Below are 24,256 nucleotides of genomic sequence, written 5' to 3' on the forward strand. Positions count from 1 at the left end.
CGCCTATTGGCGCGGCTGCTTCAGGCGCCACACCAGGGCGATGATCTCCGCCACCGCCCGGAAATGCTCCTCCGGGATCTGCGCATCCTCCGGCAGCTTGTAGAGCGCGCGCGCCAGCGGCGGGCTCGGGATGATCGGCACGCCGTGCTTGTCCGCCGCCGCGCGCATCTTGGCCGCCAGCTCATCCACGCCGCGGGCGATGATGCGGGGCGCGGCGTCCTTGCCACGCTCATAGGCCAGCGCCACGGCGTAGTGCGTGGGGTTCGTGACCAGCACGGTGGCGTTCGCCACCTCCGCCACCTGGCGCCGGCGGCCGCGGCTGCGCATCTTGGCCATGCGGTGGGCGCGGAAATGCGGGTCGCCCTCGCTTTCCTTGAATTCGTCCTTCATCTCCTCCCGCGTCATGCGATTCTTGCGGCCGTGGCGGATGCGGACCCAGAGGAGATCCACCGCGGCGATGCCGCAGAGGGAGACGAGGGTGGCCGACAACAGGCTGCCGAGGCGGGTGGAGATGACGCCCGTCAGCGCGCCCGGCCCCTCCGCCAGCGCGGCGACGAGCGATCCGATATCCTCGACCTGCCAGTAGAGCGCGACGCCGACGGCGCCGAGCTTCACCAGCGTGCGGGCGAATTCCTCCAGCGCATGCATCCCCAGCATGCGCTTCGCCCCGGCGATCGAGTTGATGCGGGAGAACTGGGGCATCATGCTCTTGCCGGAGACCAGGAACTGCGTCTGCAGCAGCGTCGCGGCGACGGCGCCGATGGCGGCCAGGCCGCCGACGCCCAGCATGGCGGGCGCCGCCGCGAGAAGCAGGTCGATCGCCGCCTCCCGCGCCTGCAACTGGTGCGCATTGGCGAAAAGGGCGCTGGCGGATTCCATCATCGCGCGCCCGGATTCCGGCCCCATCATCGCGAGGCCGAGGGCCGCACCGCCGAGGGAGGCGGCGTGGACGGTTTCGCGGGACAGGGGGACATCGCCTTCGCGCCGCGCCTTTTCCAGCCTCTGCGGTGTGGCTTCCTCGGTCTTGTCGTCGGCGTCCTTGTCGTCCCCGGACATGGCTCAGCCGAGACCCGGGAGGAGCGACCAGGCGGCACGGACGCTATCCGTCCACTGCGCGAAGATCGCCGGCAGCAGCAGCGCGAAGAGGGCGAGGCCCGCCAGCACCTGCGCCGGCGCGGCAAGGACGAAGACCTGCGCCTGCGGGGCGACGCGGGCCAGCAGGCCGGTCGCCGCCTGGGCGATGACGGCCAGCAGCAGCAGGGGCGCCGCGAGACGCATGGCGAGCGCGAGGCAGGCCGCGCTGGTCTCCACCATCGCATGGGCCGCGAAGCCGCCATCCAGCACGGCGCCGGCCGGCAGCACGGCATAGCTTTCCGCCAGCGCCCGCAGCGGCAGCGCATAGAGGCCGGTGCACAGCACGAGTGCCGCCGCGGCCAGGCCCATGAAGCGGGACAGCGCGGTGCTGCCCGCGCCCATGGTGGGGTCGGGCGCGAAGATGCTGGACAGGCCGATGAAGCTGCCGGCGAGCTGCCCCGCCATGACCAGCGCCAGCGCCACCAGCCGCGCCAGCATGCCGATCCAGAGGCCGATCGCGACCTCGCCCCCCATCAGCAGCGCATAGGCGCCGATATCGTCCGGGGCGCGCGGCAGTCCGGGCATCAGGCCGGGCAGCAGCAGCGGCACCAGGGCCAGCACCAGCGCCAGGCGGAAGGGGGCGGGGATGTCCATCTCCCCCAGCCCCGGCAGCAGCAACCCGCAGGCGCCGAGGCGCGCGACGAGCAGCATGGCGGCGAAAGCGATCTCCGCCAGTTCGGGCGTGCCGGTCATGCCACGCGGAGGAGGTGGATGGTCACCCCGCGCCGCCCACCGCGACGATGCGGTCGAACAGCGTGGTGGTGAAGCCGCGCATGATGCCCGCGGCGGCGGAACCGCCCAGCAGCAGCGCGATGCCGAGAGCGAGCATCTTCGGCACGAAGGCCAGCGCCGCTTCCTGGATCTGCGTCAGCGCCTGCACCACCGCGATGGCCATGCCGATGACGAGCAGCAGGACCAGCAATGGCCCGCCCAGCAGCAGCGCCGTCCACAGCGCCTGCTGGCCGGCAAGCGCGATGGTATCGCCATCACCCATGGTGCAACCGCCTCCTGCGGTTCAGTTCGGATCGCTTGGCGGGGTTACACCGCCATGCGCATCACATCCTGGTAGGCCGTGACCATGCGGTCGCGCACCGCCACCGCGGTCTGCAGGGCCAGTTCGGCGCGGCCGACGGCCATCACGACTTCCGTGGTGCCCATCTGGCCGGTCAGCCCCGCCTGCGTGGCCTGGTCCGCCGCGCGGGCCTTGCCCACGGCCTGCTGCATCACCTGGCCGAGCACCGCTTCGAAGCCTTCGCCGATGCCGGCGCCACCGGGCGCCTCCGGGCCGCCAAGGCCGGCCGTGGCGCGATAGGCGGCAACCGCCGGCGTGTTGTTCGGGGAGATTATCATCCGCGGAGGGCCTCGATCGTGCGCATCAGCATGCCGCGCGTGGTTTCGATGACGGAGAGGTTGGCGCCGTAGCTGCGCTGGGCTTCGCGCATGTCCATCACCTCCATGAGGCTGTTGACGTTCGGCGTCTTGACGTAGCCGCGCTCATCCGCCGCGGGGTGCTGCGGTTCGTAGCGTTCGGGGAAGGCCCCGGGCTCCGTGCCGATGCGGGATGCGCGCAGGGTCGGCGCGCCGAGTGCCCGGTCCATGTTGTTGGTGAAGGTGACGGTGCGGCGGCGATAGGGATCGGCGCCGGGCGTCTGCCCCGTGCTGTCGCGGTTCGCCAGATTCTCCGCCACCACGCGCAGCCGCGTGGATTGCGCGGCCATGCCGGCGGCGGAGATGGAGAGGGCGCGGTCAAGATCCATGCGGTCCCGTTCCTTCAGCTGCCGCGGCCGAGCGCGGTGCGGTACATGCCGGCCCAGCGGCGATGGAGCGCCAGCGCCATCGCATGGGCCTGGTCGGTCTCGGCGACCTTCAGCGCTTCCCGGTCGAGGGAGACGCCGTTGCCATCCGGGCTGGTCTCCACCGCGCGCCGGTCCGGGCGCGCGCGGCCATCGCCATTCGGCCCCGTCAGATGGCGCGGCGATGTCTGCGCCAGCGCCTGCTGTGCCGTGTTCACGGCCTGGGCGAAGGGCGTCAGGTCCCGCGGGCGGAAGCCCGGCGTGTCGGCATTGGCGATGTTGTGCGCCAGCACCCGCTGGCGCTGTTCCAGCCAGTGCAGGCGCCGTTCTGCCAGCGCCATGGGCGATGTGCGGTTGCTGTCCATGCCGTGACCTTCGCGCTTGGGTGATTCAGCGTTGTTAACCAGGCGGCGTATCAGCGCCGCCGGGCGGCGCATCAGCGGAGGGCGCGGGCCTGGTTCTGCAGCGCGCGGGCGCCGGCAATCTCCTCCCGCAGTCGCGGCAGGTTCAGCGCGCCGGTGCTGCGTGTTGCCAGCGCGGCGAAGGCTTCCGTGAAGGCGCCGGCGGGCAGCCGCGGGGCGTAGCGGTCGCGCAGCGCATCAAGGCCCGTCTGGTCACCCGCCAGGGCCAGGAAGGCGGCCATGCGCAGCAGGTAGCGGCGCGCGGCATCGTCCAGCGGGCCTTCTGCCGGCATGGAGCGTTCCATGTGGCTGGCCAGGGCGGTGGCGGCGCCGGTCCAGTCCTGCGCCTCCGCCAGCAACTCCGACAGCGGCGCGGCGCCATCGGGGCCGAGGACCCGCAGCACGCCGATCGCGCCGGCGCGGTCGCCGGTCTGGCGGCGGGCATTGGCTTCGGCAAGGGCGCGGCGTAGGCCGATCTCACCGGGCAGCGCGGCACCGCCGCTGTTCCGCAGCGCCTCCAGCGCCGCCGTCGCATCGCCCTCTGCCAGCCGTGCCTCCGCCAGGCGCACGGAAAGCCCGCCGGGATCGGTGCTGGTCGGCACGGCTTCCCGCAGCAGCGTCGCCGCCTGGGCGGGAAGCTCCATCGCCATCAGCCGTTCGGCGATGCGCGCAACCGCGGCATCCAGCGCGGGATCGGGGACGAGGTTGGCGCGCTGTTCCGCCAGCAGGCGGGTTGCGTCCAGCGGCGCGGTGTTCGCATCCGCCAGCGCGGCCACCGTGGCGCCACGCATGGCGGCGCGCAGGCTGTCCGCCGCTTCCGGGAAGGCGCCCGCGGTATCCTGCATCAGCGCCAGCGCCTGGGCGTGCTGCCCGGCGCGGCTGCGCAACTCGGCCGCCCGCTGGCGGCGCTGCAATTCCCGCCGGTCGCCGCGCCAGGCCGGGATGGAGGCTTCCAGCGCCTCCGCCGCCGCGCCCGCATCGATCCGCCCGGTTGCCAGGCGTAGCTCCGCCAGCCGGCCGAGGGCACGCGCGCGCGCATCGCGGTCCCGGCTGTCCGCCAGCATGGAATAGGCGAGCAGCGCGGGCTCCACCTCGTTCCGCGCTTCCAGGACGCGGGCCCAGGCGAATCGCGCCAGGGGATGGTTCGACGCCTCCCCGCCCGCTTCCACCAGCGCGGCCGCGTCACGCATGGCACCCCCTTCGGCCAGCGCGGCGGCAATGGGCGGCAGGAGGCGGTTGCGCAGCGCGCCGGGATAGGCGGTCAGCAGCGGCAGCGCCGCGCGGAAGGCAGGATCGGCGACGCCCCCATCCTCCTGGATCCCGGCGATGCCGCGCCATAGCGCAACCTCCCCGTCCGTGGGCAGGCCGGGATTCGCCAGCGCCTCCCGCGCTTCCTCCAGCCGGCCGGCGATCAGCGATGCGGCGGCGGAGAGCAGCAGCGCCTGGGGCTGCTGCACGCGGCGCGGATCATCCCCGGTGGCGAGCTTCAGGGCGGCCTGCGCTTCCGGCGCCAGGCCGAGGGCGAGCAGCGTCTCCGCCAACTCGCCGCGCAGCGAATCCCGTATCGCGGCCGGGGCGGCGGCGATGCGCGCCAGCAGGTCCTGCCGCCGGGCCAGCAGCCTGGAGTCGGATTCGTCGCGCAGATGGAGCAGGCGCGGGATGTTGGCGTGCGCCGCCATCGGGTGCCGCGCATCCGGCAGCAGCGACAGCGCATTGCCGAGCCGCGTGGGATCGATCGGCGTGCCGCGCGGGGACGGGCCGGTGGCGGGCGTGATCAGCCAGCCCTGGGCATCGCGACTGATGCCGGATGCCGCGGGCAGGCGCAGCGCGGTGCCGCCAGGCATCTCCACGATCTCCGCCCCGGCCAGCAGGGGGCTGATGCGGCGCAGCCTGGCGATGTCAGGCGCAGTCGCATCCTCGAACACCAGCAGCACGCTGTCGCCGCGCATGACGGCAGCGGTGGCGCCGGTGAAGGGCAGGCGGATGGGCGCGGGGCCGGTTTCCGTGCCCGGCGGCGCGGCCACGATGGGCGGTGGCGGCATGGGGGTGGCGCTGGCGACCGGGGGAGGCGATGGAGGCGGCGCGGCGATGGGCGGCGGCGCCGGGGCCGCTGTGGCGGCGGTGGGTTGCGGCGCCTTGCCCGGCGGCGGCGCAGGGGTGGGCGCCAAGGCTTGCGGCACGGCGGCCGGCGGGCGCGGCTGCCCTGGCGCCTGGGCGGGCGTCGCCTGGGGGGGCACTGCCTGCGGCGCCTGCACCTGCTGCGGGCGCGGCGCTGGCGGCTGCGGCTGGCGGCGCGGCTCCGCCGCGACGGGCGCGACCGGGTCCATCAGGTCCACCACGACGGAGGTCCCGACCGTGAGGTGGCGCACCCGCACGCCCGGGCGCAGCGCGAAGACCATGCCCTCCGCTGAGTGCTCCGCCCCCGCCAAATTGCGCAACGGGCGGCCGAGCGCGGTCGTGTCCAGCCGCGCGGCGCGGCCGAAATGCAGCTCCGCCGTTTCCCCGTTCTGCACGACGCTGTAGGGAACGTTCTCCGGCCAGTCAAAGACGATGCGCGTGAAGGTGGGGTGGATGCCGGTGCGGACGCGGACCGAAGGGGCGGATCCGCTCCGCACGTCCTGCCCGGCCACGGGTCCACCCAGGGCGAGAAGGCCGGCGCAGAGCCAGGCGGCGACACGGGTGCGGGACATCAGGCGAAACCTCGGCTTGGGCGAGCCCCGGCGATGGGGCAGGAAGGGGCACAGGGCCGCGGGCGGCGCTGCGCCCGTGCCCTCAGTCGAACAACGCGTCGATGGCGGATTGGCTGATGCCGTTGCCCGGCAGCTGCGGGCCGTTCAGCAGCGTGGCCGCCGCGGCGATCGCGGGGATGCGGTCGGGAATCCCCTGCCGCGCCCGTGCGATCCGCCGTTCCACCGCCTGCAGCGCCGCCACGACCTTGGCGATGCGCTGGCCGGTGATGTCCTGGAAGGAACACGCCTCGTAGATCCGCGTGATCGCGTGCTGGAGGACATCGGCATCCACGTCGCCGACGCGGGCGGCTACCGTTTCCAGCGCCTCGCAGCTGTCCAGGATCTCATGTGTCGCCTGGGCGGTGTGGGAGACGATGGCCGCCAGCTCATCCGTCGCGCCGGGTATGTCGGCGACATCCGAATCATCGGCCCGCAGCGCGGCGACTTCCTGCCGTGCATCGGCGATGATGCGGCTCAGCGCATCCAGCTCCGACATCAAGGACTGGACGGTCGTGTCCAGGTCGCCCCGGATCGCGACGGGTGGCGCCTGGTCAGGCATGGACCAGCACCTTCTCGATCTTGTCGCGCAGCGTCTCCGCATTGAAGGGCTTCACGATGTAGTTGGACACGCCGGCCTGCTTGGCCGCGACCACGTTCTCGGTCTTGCTTTCCGCCGTCACCATGATGAAGGGCAGGTGCTTCAGCCGCGCATCGGCGCGCACTTCCTTCAGCAGGTCGAGGCCCGTCATCGGCTGCATGTTCCAGTCGCTGATCACCAGGCCGAAATTGCCGGCGCGCAGCTTGGCCAGCGCCTCATGCCCGTCGGACGCCTCATCGGTCTCGTTGAACTCGATCTGCTTCAGCAGGTTGCGGATGATGCGCGTCATCGTCTTGTAGTCGTCGACGACGAGAACCTTCATGTTGCGGTCGATGGTCATGGCAGTCCTGTCCCTTCTGTTCAGGCGGCGTTTTCAGGCCGTATGAGTCACGCGACCGCGGTCAGGCGGGGGGGCGTGCGGCGCGGAGGCGGGCGAGTTCGACGGTGAGCTGCCGGACACGGTCCGGCAGCATGGCGCCGAGAACGGGGGCGGCCTTGCGGTCGTTCATCCGTTCGACGACCTGCACCAGGACGGGCAGGTCGAGCTCGTTGAAGACGGCGGCGGCTTCGCGCGGCCGCATCGTCTCGTACAGCTTGGCCATGGTTCGCCAGTGCGATTCCTCGCGTTCCCGCGCATCGACATCGGCCTGTTCCAGGCGCCCCTGCAGGGCCGTCAGCTCCGCAAGCCGCGCGGCCAGGCGCTGCTCGGCCACCGCCAGCAGCGCTTCCCGCGTGGCGATCGCGCGCTCCCGGTCCTCCAGCGCCTCGCGCCGGGCGCGCAGGCCCGCGGCCATCGCATCGGTCGCGCTAGGCGCGGCGGCGGCGGGCGCGGGTGCCAGGGTGGGCGCCGCGGCGGCCGGCGGATCGGCCGCCATGGCGGGGGCGGAGAAGCCCGTCAGGGCCCCCGTCATGCCCGGGAAATCGCGGACCAGCGCCATGCCCTTCAGCCCAAGCAGGAAGCCCGCGATGACGAGGAGGACGCGCACGGCATTGGCGGCGTTCATGCGCTGCGGCTCCGGCTGATGGCGCGCAGCAGCTCCTGCTCGGCGCGCGCGCGGGGGATGGCGGTGGTGCCGGCGGGCTCCTGCGCCGGGCCGCGGTTCCCGCCGCGCAGGCTGGTATCCAGGCGGTCCGCCGCCACGCCCGCGCGTTCCGTCAGGAAGCGGAGGTCATCGCGCAGCGCCGTCGCGGCCTGCACCTGTTCCGCCACGCTGCGCGATGCGCTGTCGGCCGTCGCACGAAGGCGCACGATGGAGGATTCCGCCTGCTTCGTCGCTTCCGCGAAGCCGCGCACGCTGTCCATGACGACGGATTTGTCCTTGCTGAGGCCGCTCAGCGCGCGTTCCAGCCGGAGCGCCGCCGGCAGGGCGGCGACGATGCCCACCACCAGCGCAGCTTCCAGCAGCCACTCCATCATCGCCATGTTCATGCCGTTTCCTCCGCCGCCCGGCCGGCGTCTTCGCGCGCCAGCACATTCTCGATCCGCACCGCCAGCCGGTCGTTGCGGCGCCCGACCAGCCCCTCGAACAGCGACGTCTCCCCGCAGCGCAGCCGCACGGGCGCGCCGGGGCCGACGCTGAGCAGGATCTGGTCGCCAACCTGCAGGCGCAGCACATCGGAAAGGGCCATGCTCTGCTCATCCAGCACGACGTCGAGTGCGACGCCCGTCTGCCTCAACTCCTCGGCCAGATGTGTTTCCCAGATGCTGTCGCGGCCGAACTTCTCGCCCATGAACTGCTGCAGCAGCAGGTCGCGCACCGGCTCCAGCGTCGCATAGGGCAGCATCAGCTGCAGCTCACCGCCCCGGCTGTCCATGTCGATGCGCAGGCGCACGAGCACGGCGGCGTTGGAGGAGCGGGAGATCATGGCGAAGCGGGGGTTCACTTCCAGCCGCTCGAACTTGAAGCGCACGGGGGAGAGCGGCGCGAAGGCCTCCGACAGGTCGTTCATCACGACATTGACCAGTCGCTCCACCAGCGTGCGCTCGATGGTGGTGTAGGGGCGGCCCTCGATCCGCATGGCCGAGGTTCCGCGCCGTCCGCCGAGCAGCACGTCCACCACCGAATAGATCAGCGCTGAATCGACGACGACCAGGCCGTAATTGTCCCATTCCTCCGCCTTGAAGACGGACAGCATGGCGGGCAGGGGGATGGAGTTGAGGTAGTCCCCGAAGCGCAGCGACTGGATCTCGTCGATCGAGACCTCGACCGTGTCAGAGGTGAAGTTGCGCAGCGTGGTGGACAGGATGCGCACCAGCCGGTCGAAGACGATCTCCAGCATCGGCAGGCGTTCGTAGGAAACGAGGCCGCGCGCGATGACGCGCTCCATCCCGCTGCCGCCGCCATCGTCGCCGCCATTGCCGCTGCCGAAGCCGAGCAGGCTGTCGATCTCGGCCTGGTTGAGCACCCGCGTCGGCTCCGCCGCGGCGGGCAGGGGGGGTGCTTCCAGCAGGATGCGCTCCGCCGCTGCCTGGGCGGCCAGGTCATCCTCCCCGGCCTCGGCCAGGGCGGCGCCCCAATCATCCTCCGCGGGTTCCTCGGCGGCGGGAAGGGTCGGCTCGTCGCTCATTGCACGATCAGTTCGACGAAGAGGACATCCGTGACGGTGCCGGCGCGCGTCGCCAGATTGGCGCGGGCCAGCAGCTCCTCGCGCAGCCGCTGCGTGCCGATGCTGCCGCGGAGTTCCTCCGGCCGCATCTCCCGCAGATAGGTGGTGAAGAGGTCCTGCAGGCGCGGCATGGCCGCGGTCGCGATCGCCACATCCTCCCGCCGCGCGACCTCGAGCCGTGCCTTGAGGCGCACGAAGGATTGCCGGCGCGCGCCGGCATTCAGGTTGGCGACGATGTCGGGAATCTCGACAAAGACCGGCGGCGCCGCCTGGGTCGCGCCGGCTTCCTCATGCGGGGCGCCACCACCGGCGAAGGGGCCGAGCTTCAGGAAGAAGGCGGCACCCGCCCCGCCGCTGGCCAGCAGGACCACGGCAGCGCCGATGATGAGGAGGCGCGCCTTTCCCTTCTTCGCCGGTGCGTCCTTCGCTGCTGCTGCGCCGTCGGTCATGGGGCCCCCGTCCTGGAATGCAGGATCGATCTATGCCCCGGCTGTTAACGTGTCCTTGCCCGGCGGAACGCCCCTTCAGACCCCGGCAACAACTGAACCGTAGATCGAGAGCCGAGGCGGAAGAGCTGCCGTGGACCCTTGCTGGCCGGAAGGCCGACGAGGCGGTCGCGAAGATCCCGACCGCCTGCCCCATCGCGCATCGCCCGGCTTCGGGGGATGCGACCAGGAAGGACCGCGGCGCATGGACACGCCTGGCTACATCGTCCTGTCACGCCTGGCGGCGCAATCGCGCGCCACGGATGTGCTGGCGGCGAACATCACCAATGCCGGCACGCCGGGCTTCAAGGCCAGCCAGACCATCTTCGCCCAGCAACTGTCCCGCCAGTCCGGTGCGGAGACGCCGACGGGCGGCGACCAGCTGGCCTTCACGCAGGACCGTGCCACCTGGCGCGACATGTCGGCCGGCAGCCTGCGGCAGACCGGCAATCCGCTGGACCTGGCGCTGGGCAGCGACGGCTTCTTCGCGGTGGAGACGCCGCGGGGCGAACGCTTCACCCGCGCCGGCCACTTCACCCTGTCTCCCGACAGCCGCGTGGTGGACGCGGAGGGCAACGCCGTCCTGGGCGAGGGTGGCCAGCCGCTGACCCTGCCGCCCGGCGATGTGCGGATCGAGGTGAAGGGCGATGGCACGCTGCAAAGCGAGAGCGGGCCCATCGGCAGGCTGCGCGTGGTGCGCTTCGAGGATGCGCAGCGCCTGCAGGCCGAAGGCAGCCGCCTGTTCAACGCGCCGCAGGGCGTGGATGCGCTGCCCGTCGAGGCACCCGGCGTGGTGCAGGGCGCCGTGGAGGAATCCAACGTCAGCCCGGTGGCGGAGCTGACGCGGCTGACCGCGGGGCTGCGTGAATTCCAGTTCGCCGCGCAATTCATCGAAAAGGAAAGCGAGCGGCTCGGCACCGCCGTCGACCGCATCCTCCGTCGCCGTTGAACGAACAGGAACCGAAAACGCCATGCGCGCACTCGATATCGCCGCGACCGGCCTGCAGGCCCAGCAGACCAACGTCGAGGTCATCTCCAACAACATCGCGAATATGAGCACGACGGGCTACAAGCGCCGCCGCGCCGAATTCCAGGACCTGATCTACCAGAACCTGCGCCGCGCGGGCTCGCAGAGCTCCGACCAGGGCACGGTGCTGCCCTCCGGCGCGCAGCTCGGCCTCGGCGTGCGCACGGCGGCGATCTACCGCATCTCCGAACAGGGCAGCCTGACGCAGACGGAAAACCGCTTCGACCTGGCGGTGCGCGGCAATGGCTACTTCCCCATCACGCTGCCGTCCGGCGAGACCGCCTATACCCGCGCCGGCAGCTTCGGCCTGGCGCCGGATGGCACGATCGTCACGGCCGATGGCTTCCCCGTCGCCGGCGGCATCGTCGTGCCGGCCGCGGCGCGCGACGTGACGATCAACGCGGCGGGCGAGGTGCTGGTCAAGCTCGATGGCCAGGTGCAGCCGCAGAATGTCGGCCAGATCCAGGTCGCGATCTTCCCGAATGAGGGCGGGCTGGAAGCGACGGGGGACAACCTCTTCCTCGCCACCCCCGCCTCCGGTCAGGCGCAGCCGGGCGTGCCCGGCGCGGTCGGCTACGGCCAGATCCAGCAGGGTTTTCTCGAGTCGAGCAACGTGAACGTGGTGCAGGAGATCACGAACCTCATCACCGCGCAGCGCGCCTATGAGATGAACAGCAAGGTCATCACCGCGGGTGACGAGATGCTGTCCACCCTCACGCGGATGCGCTGATGCGCGCGTTGTCGTCCATCCTCGCGCTGTCGCTGCTTGCCTTGCCGGCGCTGGCCCAGGGCCCAGCGCCGCGCGCGCAGGCGGTGGTGGAAGCCTCGGTCGTGACGCTGGGCGACATCTTCGAGAATGCGGGCCCGCGCGCCGATGCGACGCTCGGCCCCGCCCCCGCGCCGGGCCGGCGCTTCGTGGTGGAGGCACCGCAACTCGCCGCCATCGCGCGCGACTTCGGCCTGGCCTGGCGCCCGATGGTGGGCGATGAGCGTGTGGTCGTGGAACGCCCCGGACGCGCCATGCGGCGGGAGGAAGTGCTGGAACCGCTGCGGCTGGAACTGGTGGCGCTGGGCGCCGATCCGGAGCTGGAGCTGGACATCCCCGGCTTCCAGCCCCCCAACCTGCCCGCGGGCGCGCCGGATGCCCGCATCGCCGTCGATGGCGCGTTGTGGGATGGCGCCACGCGTCGCTTCTCCGCCACGCTGGTCGTGGTGGCGGAGGGCATGCCCACCTTCAACCAGCGTGTCAGCGGCCGCGCCGTCGCCATGCGCGATGTCGTCGTCGCCGCCCGGGCCTTGCGGGCCGGGGAGATGGTGATGCCGGCGGACGTCAGCGTCACGCGCCAGGCGGTGGACCGCGCCGCCACGAATGCGGCGGAGGATGCGGATCTGGTCGTGGGCCAGCGCCTTCGCCGCGCCTTCGCCGCTGGCCAGGCGCTGGCCGTCGCCGATGTCGTGGCCGTGCCGGTCATCGCGCGCGATTCCATCGTGCAGCTCACGCATCAGGCGCCCGGCCTGACGCTCATCGCGCAGGCCCGCGCGCTGGAGGACGGGCTCCGCGGGCGGACCGTCCTTGTCCTCAACCTCGGCACCGGCAGCGTCGTGCAGGCGGAGGTGCTGGGCCCGGGCCGCGCCCGCGCCATCGGCACCGCGCCCGCCACCAGCCTGCCCCCCGCCATCGCCGCCCGCGTCAACCGCAGGGAACAAGCCTCAAGATGAAGCCCGCCCTCCCCCTTATCCTGGTCCTGTCGCTGGCGGGCTGTTCGGAACGGCTGTCGGAACTGGGCCGCGCGCCTTCGATGGCGCCGATCGAGAACCCGGGCTCGCGCCCGGTCAGCATGCCGATGCCAGCCGCGCAGACCGCGCCGGCGGAGGCCAATTCGCTGTGGCGCCAGGGCAGCCGCACCTTCCTGCGCGACCAGCGCGCGGCCCAAGTCGGCGACCTCGTCACCGTCCTTGTCGCCATCGAGGATCGCGCGCAATTGCAGAACACCACGGAACGGTCGCGCGCCAACACCGAATCACTGGGCCTGCCGCGCATCCTCGGCATCGAGTCCAGCTATGCGCGCCTGCTGCCGGGGGGGATCGACCCGTCGCGCCTCGTCTCCGGCGCCTCCGACAGTTCCTCCGCCGGCTCCGGCCAGATCCAGCGGACGGAAACCGTCACGCTGCGCGTCGCCGCCACGGTCACGCAGGCCCTGCCGAACGGCAACCTCGTCGTCGCGGGGCGCCAGCAGGTGCGGGTCAATCATGAACTGCGGGACCTCCAGGTCTCCGGCATCATCCGGCCGCAGGACATCGCCAGCGACAACACGGTGAAGCATGACCGCCTGGCGGAAGCGCGGATCGCCTATGGCGGACGCGGCACGATGAGCGATGTGCAGCAGCCCCGCTACGGGCAGCAGCTGCTCGACATCATCCTGCCGTTCTGACCATGCGCAGCCTCATCTTCCTGCTCGGTCTGCTCGTCTCCCTGCCCGCGCTGGGCCAGGGTGGCGTGCGCATCAAGGACATCGCGGATGTCGAAGGCATGCGCGACAACCAGCTGGTGGGCTACGGCCTGGTCGTCGGTCTCAACGGCACGGGTGACCGCCTGCGCAACGCGGTGTTCACGCGCCAGTCGCTGATCGGCATGCTGGAACGCCTCGGCGTCAATACGCGCGACCAGGAACGCCAGCTGGAGACGCGCAACGTCGCGGCCGTGATGGTGACGGCGAACCTGCCGGGCTTCGCCCGCACCGGCAGCCGCATCGACGTCTCCGTCTCCGCGCTGGGCGATGCCACGAACCTGACCGGCGGGACGCTGGTGGTGACGCCGCTGCTGGGCGCGGATGGCGAAGTCTATGCCGTGGCGCAGGGCGCCGTCGCCACCGGCGCCATCGCGGCGCGCGGCGCGGCCAGTTCCGTCACGCGCGGCGTGCCGACGGCGGCGCGCATCACCAATGGCGCGATCGTGGAGCGGGAAGTGCCCTTCGCCTTCGCCTCCCGCCCCGTCGTCCGCCTGGCGCTGCGCAACCCGGACCTGACCACGGCGCGGCGCATTGCCGCCGCAGTGAACCGCTTCGCCCCCGGCAACCCGGCCAGCGCGACCGATCCGCGCAGCGTCACCATCACCCTCGCGGGCCGCGACGCCATCGGCCTCATCGCGGAGATCGAGCAGTTGCGCGTGGAGCCCGACAACGTCGCGCGCGTGGTAATCGAGGAAGCCTCCGGCACCATCGTCATGGGCGCGAATGTCCGCATCTCCACCGTGGCCATCGCGCAGGGCAACCTCACCATCCGCGTGACGGAAACGCCGCAGGTGAGCCAGCCCGGGCCCCTGTCCAACGGTCAGACCGTGGTGGTGCCCCGGACCAATATCGAAGTGGACGACCAGAACGAAAGGCGGCTCGGCATCCTTCGTGGGGGGACCACGCTGCAGGACCTCGTGCAGGGGCTGAACCAGCTGGGCGTCGGGCCGCGCGACATGATCTCGATCCTGCAGACCATCAAGGCGGCCGGCGCCCTGCAAGCCGAACTGGAAGTGAGGTAGCGGCCATGGAAATCGCATCGCGACCGCCCGGCGGCACCATGCCCGCCATCAACGCGCCCCGTCCGCCCACGGCGGGGACGACCACCGCCGCGCAGCGCACCGCGGCGCAGAACTTCGAAGGCCAGGTGCTGGGTGCGCTGCTCCAGCCAATGTTTGCCGGCCTCGACAGCAAGGGCCTGTTCTCCGGCGGGCCGGGGGAGGCGCAGTGGCGCCCCATGCTGGTGCAGGAAATGGGCAATGCCGTCGCACGCCAGGGCGGACTGGGCCTGGCCGAGTCAGTGCTGCGTGAGATGCAAAGGAACAGCCGATGAGCATGACCCTGATCGAGGCCGCCGAGGTCCTGGAAGCCCTGCTGCGGGAGGAGACGGCCGCGCTGAAGGCCCGCGACCTGCGCGCCGCCGCGGCGTTGCAGCCCGCCAAGACCATCGCGGTGGAGGATTTCGTGAAGGCCCGCGCAAGCCTCGATACAGCCGGCCCGCTGGATCACCGCGTCGCGATGCTGGTGGACGGGCTGCGCGACAGCGCCGCCGCCAACCGCGCGGCGCTGGAGGATGCGCTGGCGCTGCAGGCCCGCGTTGTGAAGGCCATCGCGCGCGTCGCCACGAGGCCGGAAGGCAATGGCATGCCCGGCTATGCGCGCCCCGCGCGTCCGGGTGCCGGCGCGGTCGCCTTCTCCGTCCGCGCCTGATCCGCGTGGTTAACAGCGAATAAACGGCCAGGGTTCTCCTTCAGGTCCATCGACTGGCACGGCAGGAGGCCGGCTTCATGGACCCCCAATCGATCGGGACGGCACTGGCTGCGCTGGCTGGCGTCCTGATCCTCATCATGCTGCTCGCGCGCGGCCTGCGACGCCTCGGCTGGGCGCCGGCGGCCGCCGGCAGCGGCACGCGCCGCCTGGCAGTCGAGGGATCGTTGCCGATCGACGGCCGGCGCCGCCTGCTGCTGCTGCGCTGCGACAACCGCCCGATGCTGCTGCTGACCGGCGGCCCGCAGGACGTGCTCATGCCCCTTCCAACAACGTCGCAGGCGGGGGAGGGCTGATGCGCCGCATCCTGATCCTCCTGGCCTGCATGCTCCTGCTGGTGCCGAGCCTGGCGCTGGCGCAGAGCGTGAACATCGACATGGGCCAGCAGGGCGGCGCTGGCGCCACCGCGCGGCTGGTGCAGCTGACGGCCCTGATCGGCCTGTTGTCGCTGGCACCGTCCCTGCTGGTGATGGCGACGGCCTTCGGGCGCATCATCATCGTGCTGTCGCTTCTGCGCAGCGCGATCGGTGCGCAGGGCGTACCACCGAACCCTGTCCTGATCGGCCTGGCACTGTTCCTGACCTGGTTCGTCATGCAGCCCGTGCTGGAGCAGTCCTGGGCCCTCGGCCTGCAGCCGATGTCGCAGGGAACGCTGGATGAGATTGCGGGGCTGAAGGCGGCTGCGGAACCGTTCCGCGCCTTCATGGTGACCCATGCGCGCGACGCCGACCTGGCGCTGTTCCTCGACCTCGCGAACCTGCGCGTGCCGGCGGCTGGCGAGGAAGTGCCCTGGCGCGCCCTGGTCCCCGCCTTCATGGTTGGCGAGTTGCGCCGCGCCTTCGAGATCGGCTTCCTCCTTTTCCTGCCCTTCCTTATCATCGACATCGTCGTGGCCAGCGTGCTGATGGGCCTCGGCATGATGATGCTGCCGCCGCCGGCGATCTCCCTGCCCTTCAAGCTCGTCTTCTTCGTGCTGGTCGATGGCTGGCAGCTGATCGCGGGCAGCCTCGTGCAGGGCTTCGGCGTCGGTAACGGTTGAGAAATGTCGCGCCAGACGGGAATCAACAAAGGCTAAACACTTGTCTCGCAGGCTGGGTCGCCACCCCACCAGCGGACATGTCCCGTGCCCCCCTATGACCCGCCCAACCCGCCGGAACCAACGCCGGCCGCCCGATCGGGTGCGGCGGAGGCCCTCCTGGCGCAATGGGTCGAACTCGGTGAGATCGAGCGCCGCGCCTTCATCGCGATGACGGAGGAGGTGACCGCTTCCTCCCGCCTCATCGAGGACAGCACTGTCATGCTGAGCGCCCGGTTCAGGCAGTTGGCGGAAGCGGCGGAAGCGCAGACGGCGCGGGTCGAGCGCGTGGCCTCCATAGCGCGCATGATTGAGGTGGAGGGGCGCCCTATGCCGCTGGCGGAGGCGACGGCCTTCGTCGAGGCCATGCTGGGGCGGGCCGTCAGCGGCCTGCTCGATGCCGCCGCACAGGCCGCGCGCATGATGAAGGCGCTGGACGAGGTGACGCGCGAGGTGCGCGGTGTCGAGCAATGCGTCACGAGGATCGAGGCGATCAATCGCCAGGCGCAGTTCGTCGCGATCAATGCCACGATCGAGGCGCATCGCGCCGAAGGCGCCGGCGGGACCTTCAAGGTCATCGCGCATGAGCTGAAGGAACTGGCCAAGGAAACCAACGCGACGTCGCGCCTGGTGCATGAACGCATCACCGCCGCCGGCCGCGGCGTCAGCGCCGCCCGGCTGGACCTGGCGCGCATCGCAGGCGGCGAGAATGCGGAAGTCGGCAATGGCCAGGCGAGGCTCGCCGCGGTGATGGCCGGCATGGTGGAACAGAACCGGGCCCTGTCGGAGACGCTGTCGGAGGCGCGCGACGCCGCGGCCGGCATCGATTCGATCGTCGACAGCCTCGTGACCGGCACGCAGTTCCAGGATCGCACGACCCAGCACCTGACCCATGTGGTCGAGGCCATGGGCGCGATCGGGGAGGCGGCGGGGGCCTTGCAGGCGGACACGATGCGCGCCCTGCCGGGCCTCGCGCCGCATGTCCGGGCCGATGGTCCGCTGCTGCGGCGGATGCTGGACCAGCAATCCCTGAGCAGCGTCCGGCAGCGTTTCCTCAATCGCCTGCTGCATGACGAGGGCGGGCCCCTGGTCGACGAGGCCGAGGGCGCGGGGGACATCGAGCTTTTTTGACCCGCCCTGTGGCGGATTGTTTTCACGTGCCGTGCGGCACGCGGCGCCGGCACAGGCCGACGGGATGGAATGAATGACTGACGCGGACATCACGACGCCCCCGAGCCACGAAGCCTATCGCCTGCCGCCGGAACTGGACCTGGCGGCGGCGGAGTCCCTGGCGGCGGCGCTGCGTGCCCTGCTGCCCGACGGGCCGATCCGCGTCGATGGCGGCGCGGTGGAACGCGCGATGACGCCATGCCTGCAGGTGCTGGCCGCCGCGGCCGCCACGGCGCGGGCGCGCGGCATCGTCTTCCGGCTGGAACATCCATCGGCCGCGATGGTCGATGCGATCGAGGATCTTGGATTGGGAAAGGCCCTTGAAGGGGACAGGTGACATGGCGAAGCGTGTGATGACCGTCGATGATTCGCGGACGATGCGGGAGATGGTCTCCTTCACCCTGCGCAAGGCAGGGTTCGAGGTGAGCGAGGCGGAGGACGGCCAGAAGGCACTGTCGGCGTTGCAGTCAAGGCCGGTGGATGTGGTGATCACCGACCTCAACATGCCCGTGATGGACGGCGTGGCGCTGATCCGCGCGCTGCGGGCCGACCCGAAATGCCGGTCGCTGCCGATCCTGATGCTGACGACGGAATCCGATTCCGGGAAGAAGATGGAGGGTAAGAACGCCGGGGCCACCGGCTGGCTCGTGAAGCCCTTCGATCCCGACAAGCTGGTCGATGTCGTCAAGCGCGTCGCGGGCTGAGCCATGAGCTTTGATCACCTCCGCGCCACCTACTTCGAGGAAAGCGCCGAACTGCTGGAAAGCGCCTATGCGCAGCTGTCGGCCCTTGCCGAGGACCGCGCGGATGGTGACACGATGCATGCCCTGTTCCGGGCCATCCATTCCATCAAGGGCGGCGGTGGCGCCTTCGGCTTCACCCGCCTTGTCGGCCTGGCGCATGTCATGGAGACGCTGCTGGATCATCTGCGCGATGGCAGCCTGGCCAGCACGCCTGATCGCATGGCGCTTCTGCTGAAGGCGACGGATGCGCTGGCGGACCTGCTGGGGGCCGAGCAGCGTGACGAGGCGATGCCCGAGGGCTTCGAGAAAGGTCTGATCGCCGCGCTCGCCGCGGTGGTGGAATCGCCAGGCCGCGCCATGAAGACCGGCCTGCCGGCCACCGCGCTTACGCCCGCCGCGACGGACGGCGCGGGCTGGCGGATCATCTTCCGGCCGCATGCCGCGCTGTTCCGCCATGCCAATGAACCGCTGCTGCTGATCCGTGCGCTTCGGGCACTGGGCCCGGTCTCCGTCTCCGTCGATCTGGGCCGACTGCCGGGGCTGGAAGTGCTGGAGCCCGAGGACGCCTGCCTCGCCTGGACGCTCGACCTGGCCGCGCCGGTGCCCCGTGCCGAGGTCGAGGAGATTTTCGAGTTCGTCGTTGATGAATGCGATCTGACCATCGAGCCCCTGGGCCGGACGGTCACGGAGGCCGTCGATGCGCCGTCCGACGCGCCGCCCATGGCGGCGGCCCCGACCGCTGTACCGCGGACGGAGCAGGCCGCGGCTGTCCAGTCGGTGCGCGTGGATGTCGCCAAGGTCGACCGGCTGGTGAACCTGGTGGGGGAGCTGGTCATCAACCAGGCGATGCTCGTCCAAATCGGTAACGCCGTGCCGCCGGAAGCCTGCCCCGGCCTGGTCGCGGGGCTGGAGACGCTATCCCAGCACCTGCGGGAGCTGCAGGAGGGCGTCATGGCCATCCGCACCCAGCCCGTGAAATCCGTCTTCTCCCGCATGCCGCGCCTCGTCCGCGAATTGTCGGCGCAACTCGGCAAGGATGTCCGCCTTGTCGTGACCGGGGAGGCGACGGAAATCGACAAGACGGTGGTGGAGCAACTGGCCGATCCGCTCACGCATCTGCTGCGCAACGCCCTGGACCACGGGGTGGAGACACCGGAGGTGCGGGAGGCTGCCGGCAAGCCGCGCCAGGGCACGGTGCATCTGTCCGCCGAACAGCGGGGCGGTCGCATCCTGATCGAACTCAGCGACGATGGCCGCGGCATCGACCGCGCCCGCGTCCTTGCGCGGGCGAAGGAACGGGGGATCGTCGCGCCCGACGCCGTGCTGACGGATAACGAGGTCGATGAGCTGATCTTCATGCCGGGCTTCTCCACTGCCGCCGTCGTCTCCGCCGTCTCGGGTCGTGGCGTCGGCATGGATGTCGTCCGGCGCAACATCCAGTCTCTGGGTGGCCGCATCGCGGTGGAGTCACGCTTCGGGCAGGGATCGCGCTTCGTGCTCTCTTTGCCGCTGACCCTCGCGGTGCTGGATGGCCTCGTCGTCTCGGTGGGGCGGGAAGCCTATATCCTGCCCATCGCCTCCATCGTCGAAAGCCTGCGTCCCCGGCCGCAGGACATCCATGATGTCGTGGGGCGTGGCCAGGTGCTCTCCATCCGCGGTGCCTACATCCCGCTTCTCGCCCTTCATCGCGCCTTCGGTGTCGCCGATGCGGTCCTCGATCCGTCGCGCGGTATCGTGGTGATCGCGGAGACCGATCATGCCGGGCGCGTCGGTCTGCTGGTCGACGACCTCGTCGGTCAGCACCAGGTCGTGGTGAAGAGCATGGAAGGCAATTACGGCCGCATCCCGGGCATCGGCGGCGCCACGATCCTCGGCAATGGGCGCGTGGCGCTGATCCTCGATGTCGCCGGGCTCGCGGAGACGACGGACCGCGGCGCCGCCACCCGCCATGCCCCGCCGGCCGCCGCGGTGCTGCATTGAGCGTCCTCGCCACACGGCCGGACAGCGGGCCTTCGGCGACGGCTGAAGCGCAGTACGTCACCTGCACGTTGGGCGATGCGGAGTACGGGATCGACATCCTGTCGGTGCGGGAGATCAAGGGCTGGTCGGAGACGACCGCCCTGCCGCATGCGCCGGACTGGGTGCGGGGCGTGATCAACCTGCGCGGGACCATCGTGCCGATCCTGGACCTGCGGGCGCGCTTCGGCCTGGGGCTGACGGCCACGACCGCGATGCATGTGGTGGTGATCATCCAGACCGCGACGCGCATGGCCGGGCTGCTGGTGGACGGCGTGTCGGACATCATCGCCGTCGCCGCGGAGGAAGTGCGCGCCGTGCCGGAGATCGGCACCAGCGTGCCGGAACGGCTGCTCGCCGGCCTGATCCCGCGCGAGGGCGGCATGGTCTCCCTCGTCTCGCTCGACAACCTTCTCAACCTGCCGGACGCCGAAACGACGCCGGCCCAATAACACGTGACTGAGGAAGAAAAGCGATGTTCATGGGACGCGCCGCCAGGGCCTTGCTGCCTGTCGGCTTCACGGATCGCCGGTCAGGCCGGGATCGCCGCGCGGAGATGCGAAGGCTGGTGGCTGCCCAGGCAGCGATCCAGCGGGCCGAGGCCTGCCTGACCCTGTCGGCCGACGGCCTGGTGCTGGAGGCCAATGACCGCTTCGCCGCGCTGCTGGGCCTTGCGCCGGCGGCTGTCGCCGATCGCCCCCATGCCGCGCTGCTGACACTGGCAGAGCGGGATGGCGCTACCTATCGACGCTTCCTCGACCAGTTGGCGCAGGGTCGGGACACGGTGGCCCGGCTATGGCACCAGGGCGCGGGCGGCGCCGGCGTGCTGCTTGAACTCTCCGCAGCCGTGATGGCGGCGGATGAGGGTGCGGCACGAACCATCGCCGTCCTCGCCCGGGACCTGACGGCCGCGGCGGCGACCGAGGCACGCGGCCTTGTCGATCGCGCCGCCATCGCCCAGTCGGCCCTGCCGATGATGCTCGTGGATGACGATGTCGTCGTCCGCCATGCGAATGAGGCCGCCCATGCGATGCTGCGCGACCATGCGGCCGCCTTCCGCACCCGGTGGCCGGAGGCCGATCCCGCTACGCTGGAAGGTACGCAGCTGGATGGCCTGCCGCGCGAACTGTTGTCCCGTCGCCGTGGTGGCCATCGCGCGGAGGTCGATATCGGCGACGCCCGCTTCAGCGTCGCGGTGATGCCGCTGGAGGGCACGTCGCAGCGCCTGGTCGAATGGCGCGACATCACGCGCCAGACGGATCTGTCACGCCGGATGACGGCGCTGGATCGCGCCATGGCGTCGGTCGAATTCGCGCTCGATGGACGCGTGGTGGATGCCAACGCCAATTTCCTCACCCTGGTCGGCTACACGCTGGCGGAGATCCGTGGCCAGCATCATTCGATCTTCGTCGATGCCGCCGATCGCGAGGCGCCCGCCTACCGCGCCTTCTGGGAGAAGCTGGCGCGCGGGGAGCATGATGCGGGGCGCTATCGGCGCCTGACCAAGGACGGGCGCGAGGTCTGGCTACAGGCCAGCTACAACCCCGTCCTGGATGCGGAAGGCAAGCCCGTTCGCGTGGTGAAGTATGCGACGGACGTGACGGCTGTATGCGAGCGGGAAGCCGAGGCCGCCGGCCGGCTGACCGCCATCAGCAAGGTCATGGCGGTCATCGAGTTCACGCTCGACGGCCGCGTCATCGACGCCAACGAGAACTTCCTCGCGACGCTGGGCTATACGATGGAGGAGATCCGCGGCCAGCATCACTCGATGTTCGTCGATGCGGTCGATCGGCAGGGGCCGGCCTATCGCGCCTTCTGGGACAAGCTGGCACTGGGCGAGTACGACGCCGGGCGCTATCGCCGCATCGGCAAGGGCGGGCGCGAGGTCTGGATCCAGGCCAGCTACAATCCGATCCTGAACGCCAATGGCAAGCCCATCAAGGTGGTGAAATACGCCACCGATGTCACCGCCGCGGCGTTGCAGGAAGCCGATCTGCGGGGACAGATCGCGGCGATCGACAAGGCGCAGGCCGTCATCGAATTCAGCCTCGATGGCCGCATCCTGACCGCCAACGCGAATTTCCTCGCGACCCTCGGCTACACCCTCGACCAGGTCCGCGGCCAGCACCATTCGATGTTCGTCGATCCGGCGGAGCGGCATACGCCGGCCTATCGTGCCTTCTGGGAGAAGCTGGGCGCCGGCGAGTATGATGCCGGCCGGTACCGGCGCATCGGCCAGGGCGGGCGGGAGATCTGGATCCAGGCGAGCTACAATCCGATCCTCGACCTGAATGGCCGGCCCTTCAAGGTGGTGAAGTACGCCAGCGACGTGACGGCCGAGGTGCTGGCCGAGCGGGCCCTGGCCGTGACGGTCGGCAAGGCGGAGGAAGCGGTCAGCGCGGCGCTGGCCAATGACTTCACCCGCCGTGTTCCGGCCGAGGGCGTCGAAGGACCGATCGCGCGCCTTGCAGATGGTCTCAACCGCATCGTGGACGGCATGGCGGCGCAGTTCCGCTTCGGCGAGACGCTGCGCCTCGCCGTCAGCGAGACGCAGGAGGTTGTTGCCGCGGCGCAGGCGAATGACCTGACGCGCCGTGTGCCGCTCGACGGCAAGGCGGGTGAGATCCGTGCGCTGTGCGGCGGCGTCAACGGGCTGCTGGAGACGATGACCAGCGTGCTGACCGCGATGACCGAGAGCTGCGGCACGATCACCACCGCATCGCGGGAGATCGCCACGGGCAACGCGGATCTTGCCCAGCGGACGGAGGAACAGGCCTCGAGCCTGGAGGAGACCTCCGCGAGCCTGGAGGAACTGACCAGCACGGTGAAGCAGAATGCCGAGAGTGCCGTGCAGGCCAACAAGCTCGCCGCCTCGGCCAGCGAGATCGCGACGCGTGGCGGAGTGGTGGTGACGGAGGTGGTGCGGACGATGGACGGCATCACGCAGTCCAGCCGCAAGATCAGCGACATCATCGGGGTGATCGACGAGATCGCCTTCCAGACCAACATCCTGGCCTTGAACGCGGCGGTGGAAGCGGCACGTGCCGGCGACCAGGGCCGCGGCTTCGCGGTAGTGGCGGCGGAGGTGCGCAGCCTGGCGCAGCGCAGCGCCAACGCGGCAAAGGAGATCAAGGCGCTGATCTCCGACAGCGTCCAGAAGGTGGACAGCGGCTCCAAGCTCGTCGGCGCGGCCGGCCAGACGATGGAGGAGATCGTGACCTCCGTGAAGCGTGTGACGGACATCATGGCGGAGATCTCGGCCGCGTCGCAGGAACAATCGGCGGGGATCGAGCAGGTTAACGTCGCAGTCGCACAAATGGATAAGATCACACAACAGAACTCCGCGCTGGTCGAGGAGGCGGCGGCCGCGGCGAAGTCGATGGAGCAGCAGGCGGATACGCTGATGCAGATGGTGTCTGCCTTCAGCATCGCGGAAGGACAGGCAGCAAAGCCTGCTCCGAAGCGGCCGGTACCGGCAGAGGCGCCACCACCGGCGGCGCGGCGACCCGCCCGGGTCGCGGCACGGGATGGTGATGCCGATTGGCGGGCATTCTGACGCCCCCGCGGGGACGTTGTCGATCGCGCAGGAACCGGGTGCGGTGGCGGGACATCCGGCACCGGCCCAAGGCGGGAAGACTGTGATGCAGATTTCGGTGCAGCCCCGGATGGCCGGGATCGATGCGCAGGCACGCGGCCTGGCGATGGCGGCAGGCGCCGGCGCTGGCGGTATGGTGGCGCAATACGTCACCTGCACGCTGGGCGATGCTGAATACGGGATCGACATCCTGTCGGTGCGGGAGATCAAGGGCTGGTCGGAGACGACGGCGCTGCCGCACGCGCCGGCCTGGGTGCGGGGCGTGATCAACCTGCGCGGCACCATCGTGCCGATCCTCGACCTGCGGTCGCGCTTCGGGCTGGGACAGACGGCGGTGACGGCGATGCATGTGGTGGTGATCATCCAGACGGCGACGCGGATGGCGGGGCTGCTGGTGGACAGCGTGTCCGACATCATCACCGTCGGCGCGGAGGAAGTCCGGCCCGTGCCGGAAGTCGGCATGAGCGTGCCGGAACGGCTGCTGTCGGGCCTCATCCCGCGTGAGGGCGCCATGGTCTCCCTCGTCTCGCTCGACAACCTTCTCAATCTGCCGGACGCCGATTTGGCGCCGGGCATGCCCGCAACCCTGTCCTGACGACGTCAGCG

At 70.7% G+C, this 24,256-nt stretch carries 29 protein-coding genes; 16 read left to right on the plus strand and 13 right to left on the minus strand.

The window, feature by feature from the left end; translation table 11 throughout:
- Positions 1–3: 3 nt before the first annotated feature.
- The 13 genes from BM041_RS00460 to BM041_RS00520 form a co-directional block, all read right to left on the minus strand.
- Positions 4–1,056 (minus strand): EscU/YscU/HrcU family type III secretion system export apparatus switch protein, encoded by a 1,053-nt coding sequence (locus BM041_RS00460; protein ID WP_092953873.1) that lies wholly within the window; start codon positions 1,054–1,056, stop codon positions 4–6.
- 3 nt (positions 1,057–1,059) lie between these two features.
- Positions 1,060–1,827, minus strand: a complete 768-nt coding sequence (locus tag BM041_RS00465; RefSeq protein WP_092953876.1) for a flagellar biosynthetic protein FliR — start codon at positions 1,825–1,827, stop codon at positions 1,060–1,062.
- Positions 1,828–1,849: 22 nt separating this feature from the next.
- Positions 1,850–2,128 (minus strand): flagellar biosynthetic protein FliQ, encoded by a 279-nt coding sequence (locus BM041_RS00470; RefSeq protein ID WP_092953879.1) that lies wholly within the window; start codon positions 2,126–2,128, stop codon positions 1,850–1,852.
- A 44-nt stretch (positions 2,129–2,172) separates the two neighbouring features.
- A complete protein-coding gene (locus tag BM041_RS00475) occupies positions 2,173–2,484 on the minus strand; it encodes a flagellar hook-basal body complex protein FliE (RefSeq protein WP_092953882.1) in 312 nt (103 codons plus the stop codon).
- A complete protein-coding gene (gene flgC / locus BM041_RS00480) occupies positions 2,481–2,891 on the minus strand; it encodes a flagellar basal body rod protein FlgC (protein ID WP_092953885.1) in 411 nt (136 codons plus the stop codon). The genes BM041_RS00475 and flgC overlap by 4 nt, the downstream gene beginning before the upstream one ends.
- A gap of 14 nt (positions 2,892–2,905) precedes the next feature.
- On the minus strand, positions 2,906–3,292 hold the full coding sequence (locus BM041_RS00485; protein WP_092953888.1) for a flagellar basal body rod protein FlgB: 387 nt from the start codon (positions 3,290–3,292) through the stop codon (positions 2,906–2,908).
- A gap of 71 nt (positions 3,293–3,363) precedes the next feature.
- A complete protein-coding gene (locus tag BM041_RS00490; protein WP_092953891.1) occupies positions 3,364–6,018 on the minus strand; it encodes a hypothetical protein in 2,655 nt (884 codons plus the stop codon).
- 82 nt (positions 6,019–6,100) lie between these two features.
- A complete protein-coding gene (locus BM041_RS00495) occupies positions 6,101–6,616 on the minus strand; it encodes a hypothetical protein (RefSeq protein ID WP_092953894.1) in 516 nt (171 codons plus the stop codon).
- The gene (locus BM041_RS00500; RefSeq protein WP_092953897.1) at positions 6,609–6,995 is read right to left on the minus strand and encodes a chemotaxis response regulator CheY; all 387 of its coding nucleotides are present in this window, start codon (positions 6,993–6,995) and stop codon (positions 6,609–6,611) included. The genes BM041_RS00495 and BM041_RS00500 overlap by 8 nt, the downstream gene beginning before the upstream one ends.
- A gap of 61 nt (positions 6,996–7,056) precedes the next feature.
- The gene (locus BM041_RS00505; protein ID WP_092953900.1) at positions 7,057–7,659 is read right to left on the minus strand and encodes a MotE family protein; all 603 of its coding nucleotides are present in this window, start codon (positions 7,657–7,659) and stop codon (positions 7,057–7,059) included.
- Entirely contained in the window at positions 7,656–8,084 is a 429-nt protein-coding gene (locus BM041_RS00510) for a DUF6468 domain-containing protein (protein ID WP_092953903.1), read from the minus strand. Before BM041_RS00510 ends, BM041_RS00505 begins: the two co-directional genes overlap by 4 nt.
- On the minus strand, positions 8,081–9,223 hold the full coding sequence (gene fliM, locus BM041_RS00515; RefSeq protein WP_092953906.1) for a flagellar motor switch protein FliM: 1,143 nt from the start codon (positions 9,221–9,223) through the stop codon (positions 8,081–8,083). Before fliM ends, BM041_RS00510 begins: the two co-directional genes overlap by 4 nt.
- Complete coding sequence (locus BM041_RS00520) at positions 9,220–9,711, minus strand: flagellar basal body-associated FliL family protein (protein WP_092953909.1); 492 nt, start codon at positions 9,709–9,711, stop codon at positions 9,220–9,222. The genes fliM and BM041_RS00520 overlap by 4 nt, the downstream gene beginning before the upstream one ends.
- Positions 9,712–9,952: 241 nt before the next feature.
- Here BM041_RS00520 and flgF point away from each other — a divergent pair, with 241 nt between their 5' ends.
- The 16 genes from flgF (at position 9,953) to BM041_RS00600 (ending at position 24,245) form a co-directional block, all read left to right on the plus strand.
- Entirely contained in the window at positions 9,953–10,696 is a 744-nt protein-coding gene (flgF, locus tag BM041_RS00525; protein ID WP_092953912.1) for a flagellar basal-body rod protein FlgF, read from the plus strand.
- A 22-nt stretch (positions 10,697–10,718) separates the two neighbouring features.
- Positions 10,719–11,504: a flagellar basal-body rod protein FlgG gene (flgG, locus tag BM041_RS00530; protein WP_092953915.1), complete on the plus strand. Its 786-nt coding sequence runs from the start codon at positions 10,719–10,721 to the stop codon at positions 11,502–11,504.
- The gene (flgA, locus tag BM041_RS00535; protein WP_092953919.1) at positions 11,504–12,493 is read left to right on the plus strand and encodes a flagellar basal body P-ring formation chaperone FlgA; all 990 of its coding nucleotides are present in this window, start codon (positions 11,504–11,506) and stop codon (positions 12,491–12,493) included. The genes flgG and flgA overlap by 1 nt, the downstream gene beginning before the upstream one ends.
- On the plus strand, positions 12,490–13,206 hold the full coding sequence (gene flgH / locus BM041_RS00540) for a flagellar basal body L-ring protein FlgH (RefSeq protein WP_092953922.1): 717 nt from the start codon (positions 12,490–12,492) through the stop codon (positions 13,204–13,206). Before flgA ends, flgH begins: the two co-directional genes overlap by 4 nt.
- 2 nt (positions 13,207–13,208) lie before the next feature.
- Positions 13,209–14,306, plus strand: coding sequence for a flagellar basal body P-ring protein FlgI (locus tag BM041_RS00545; protein WP_092953925.1), 1,098 nt, complete (start codon positions 13,209–13,211; stop codon positions 14,304–14,306).
- A gap of 5 nt (positions 14,307–14,311) precedes the next feature.
- Entirely contained in the window at positions 14,312–14,617 is a 306-nt protein-coding gene (locus BM041_RS00550) for a rod-binding protein (RefSeq protein WP_092953928.1), read from the plus strand.
- Complete coding sequence (locus BM041_RS00555) at positions 14,614–14,994, plus strand: hypothetical protein (RefSeq protein WP_092953931.1); 381 nt, start codon at positions 14,614–14,616, stop codon at positions 14,992–14,994. Before BM041_RS00550 ends, BM041_RS00555 begins: the two co-directional genes overlap by 4 nt.
- Positions 14,995–15,071: 77 nt before the next feature.
- Entirely contained in the window at positions 15,072–15,347 is a 276-nt protein-coding gene (locus tag BM041_RS00560; RefSeq protein ID WP_092953934.1) for a hypothetical protein, read from the plus strand.
- Entirely contained in the window at positions 15,347–16,090 is a 744-nt protein-coding gene (gene fliP, locus BM041_RS00565) for a flagellar type III secretion system pore protein FliP (protein WP_092953937.1), read from the plus strand. The genes BM041_RS00560 and fliP overlap by 1 nt, the downstream gene beginning before the upstream one ends.
- A gap of 84 nt (positions 16,091–16,174) precedes the next feature.
- Positions 16,175–17,257 (plus strand): methyl-accepting chemotaxis protein, encoded by a 1,083-nt coding sequence (locus BM041_RS00570; RefSeq protein ID WP_092953940.1) that lies wholly within the window; start codon positions 16,175–16,177, stop codon positions 17,255–17,257.
- 73 nt (positions 17,258–17,330) lie between these two features.
- Positions 17,331–17,633, plus strand: coding sequence for an STAS domain-containing protein (locus tag BM041_RS00575; RefSeq protein WP_092953942.1), 303 nt, complete (start codon positions 17,331–17,333; stop codon positions 17,631–17,633).
- A gap of 1 nt (position 17,634) precedes the next feature.
- On the plus strand, positions 17,635–18,000 hold the full coding sequence (locus tag BM041_RS00580) for a response regulator (protein ID WP_092953945.1): 366 nt from the start codon (positions 17,635–17,637) through the stop codon (positions 17,998–18,000).
- A 3-nt stretch (positions 18,001–18,003) separates the two neighbouring features.
- Complete coding sequence (locus BM041_RS00585) at positions 18,004–20,019, plus strand: chemotaxis protein CheA (protein ID WP_092953948.1); 2,016 nt, start codon at positions 18,004–18,006, stop codon at positions 20,017–20,019.
- Positions 20,016–20,507 carry a chemotaxis protein CheW gene (locus BM041_RS00590; RefSeq protein ID WP_092953951.1) on the plus strand — a complete coding sequence of 164 codons (492 nt, stop codon included), beginning with the start codon at positions 20,016–20,018 and terminating at the stop codon, positions 20,505–20,507. The genes BM041_RS00585 and BM041_RS00590 overlap by 4 nt, the downstream gene beginning before the upstream one ends.
- A 23-nt stretch (positions 20,508–20,530) precedes the next feature.
- Positions 20,531–23,611 carry a methyl-accepting chemotaxis protein gene (locus BM041_RS31715; protein WP_092953954.1) on the plus strand — a complete coding sequence of 1,027 codons (3,081 nt, stop codon included), beginning with the start codon at positions 20,531–20,533 and terminating at the stop codon, positions 23,609–23,611.
- Positions 23,612–23,696: 85 nt separating this feature from the next.
- On the plus strand, positions 23,697–24,245 hold the full coding sequence (locus BM041_RS00600) for a chemotaxis protein CheW (protein ID WP_245761864.1): 549 nt from the start codon (positions 23,697–23,699) through the stop codon (positions 24,243–24,245).
- The last annotated feature ends 11 nt before the right edge of the window (positions 24,246–24,256 follow it).

Source organism: Falsiroseomonas stagni DSM 19981, from assembly GCF_900114315.1.
Lineage (GTDB): Bacteria > Pseudomonadota > Alphaproteobacteria > Acetobacterales > Acetobacteraceae > Falsiroseomonas > Falsiroseomonas stagni.

Bases quoted from the DNA above. Each gene is read 5' to 3' on its own strand.
- fliM (WP_092953906.1), bottom strand. From the start codon at position 9,223: ATGAGCGACGAGCCGACCCTTCCCGCCGCCGAGGAACCCGCGGAGGAT.
- flgG (WP_092953915.1), top strand. From the start codon at position 10,719: ATGCGCGCACTCGATATCGCCGCGACCGGCCTGCAGGCCCAGCAGACC.
- BM041_RS00520 (WP_092953909.1), bottom strand. From the start codon at position 9,711: ATGACCGACGGCGCAGCAGCAGCGAAGGACGCACCGGCGAAGAAGGGA.
- BM041_RS00460 (WP_092953873.1), bottom strand. From the start codon at position 1,056: ATGTCCGGGGACGACAAGGACGCCGACGACAAGACCGAGGAAGCCACA.
- BM041_RS00585 (WP_092953948.1), top strand. From the start codon at position 18,004: ATGAGCTTTGATCACCTCCGCGCCACCTACTTCGAGGAAAGCGCCGAA.
- flgC (WP_092953885.1), bottom strand. From the start codon at position 2,891: ATGGATCTTGACCGCGCCCTCTCCATCTCCGCCGCCGGCATGGCCGCG.
- BM041_RS00555 (WP_092953931.1), top strand. From the start codon at position 14,614: ATGAGCATGACCCTGATCGAGGCCGCCGAGGTCCTGGAAGCCCTGCTG.
- BM041_RS00500 (WP_092953897.1), bottom strand. From the start codon at position 6,995: ATGACCATCGACCGCAACATGAAGGTTCTCGTCGTCGACGACTACAAG.
- BM041_RS00510 (WP_092953903.1), bottom strand. From the start codon at position 8,084: ATGAACATGGCGATGATGGAGTGGCTGCTGGAAGCTGCGCTGGTGGTG.
- BM041_RS00550 (WP_092953928.1), top strand. From the start codon at position 14,312: ATGGAAATCGCATCGCGACCGCCCGGCGGCACCATGCCCGCCATCAAC.
- BM041_RS00505 (WP_092953900.1), bottom strand. From the start codon at position 7,659: ATGAACGCCGCCAATGCCGTGCGCGTCCTCCTCGTCATCGCGGGCTTC.
- flgA (WP_092953919.1), top strand. From the start codon at position 11,504: ATGCGCGCGTTGTCGTCCATCCTCGCGCTGTCGCTGCTTGCCTTGCCG.
- BM041_RS00575 (WP_092953942.1), top strand. From the start codon at position 17,331: ATGACTGACGCGGACATCACGACGCCCCCGAGCCACGAAGCCTATCGC.
- BM041_RS00495 (WP_092953894.1), bottom strand. From the start codon at position 6,616: ATGCCTGACCAGGCGCCACCCGTCGCGATCCGGGGCGACCTGGACACG.
- BM041_RS00600 (WP_245761864.1), top strand. From the start codon at position 23,697: ATGCAGATTTCGGTGCAGCCCCGGATGGCCGGGATCGATGCGCAGGCA.
- BM041_RS00475 (WP_092953882.1), bottom strand. From the start codon at position 2,484: ATGATAATCTCCCCGAACAACACGCCGGCGGTTGCCGCCTATCGCGCC.
- BM041_RS00490 (WP_092953891.1), bottom strand. From the start codon at position 6,018: ATGTCCCGCACCCGTGTCGCCGCCTGGCTCTGCGCCGGCCTTCTCGCC.
- BM041_RS00470 (WP_092953879.1), bottom strand. From the start codon at position 2,128: ATGGGTGATGGCGATACCATCGCGCTTGCCGGCCAGCAGGCGCTGTGG.
- BM041_RS00465 (WP_092953876.1), bottom strand. From the start codon at position 1,827: ATGACCGGCACGCCCGAACTGGCGGAGATCGCTTTCGCCGCCATGCTG.
- BM041_RS00545 (WP_092953925.1), top strand. From the start codon at position 13,209: ATGCGCAGCCTCATCTTCCTGCTCGGTCTGCTCGTCTCCCTGCCCGCG.
- BM041_RS31715 (WP_092953954.1), top strand. From the start codon at position 20,531: ATGTTCATGGGACGCGCCGCCAGGGCCTTGCTGCCTGTCGGCTTCACG.
- flgF (WP_092953912.1), top strand. From the start codon at position 9,953: ATGGACACGCCTGGCTACATCGTCCTGTCACGCCTGGCGGCGCAATCG.
- BM041_RS00485 (WP_092953888.1), bottom strand. From the start codon at position 3,292: ATGGACAGCAACCGCACATCGCCCATGGCGCTGGCAGAACGGCGCCTG.
- BM041_RS00560 (WP_092953934.1), top strand. From the start codon at position 15,072: ATGGACCCCCAATCGATCGGGACGGCACTGGCTGCGCTGGCTGGCGTC.
- flgH (WP_092953922.1), top strand. From the start codon at position 12,490: ATGAAGCCCGCCCTCCCCCTTATCCTGGTCCTGTCGCTGGCGGGCTGT.
- BM041_RS00580 (WP_092953945.1), top strand. From the start codon at position 17,635: ATGGCGAAGCGTGTGATGACCGTCGATGATTCGCGGACGATGCGGGAG.
- fliP (WP_092953937.1), top strand. From the start codon at position 15,347: ATGCGCCGCATCCTGATCCTCCTGGCCTGCATGCTCCTGCTGGTGCCG.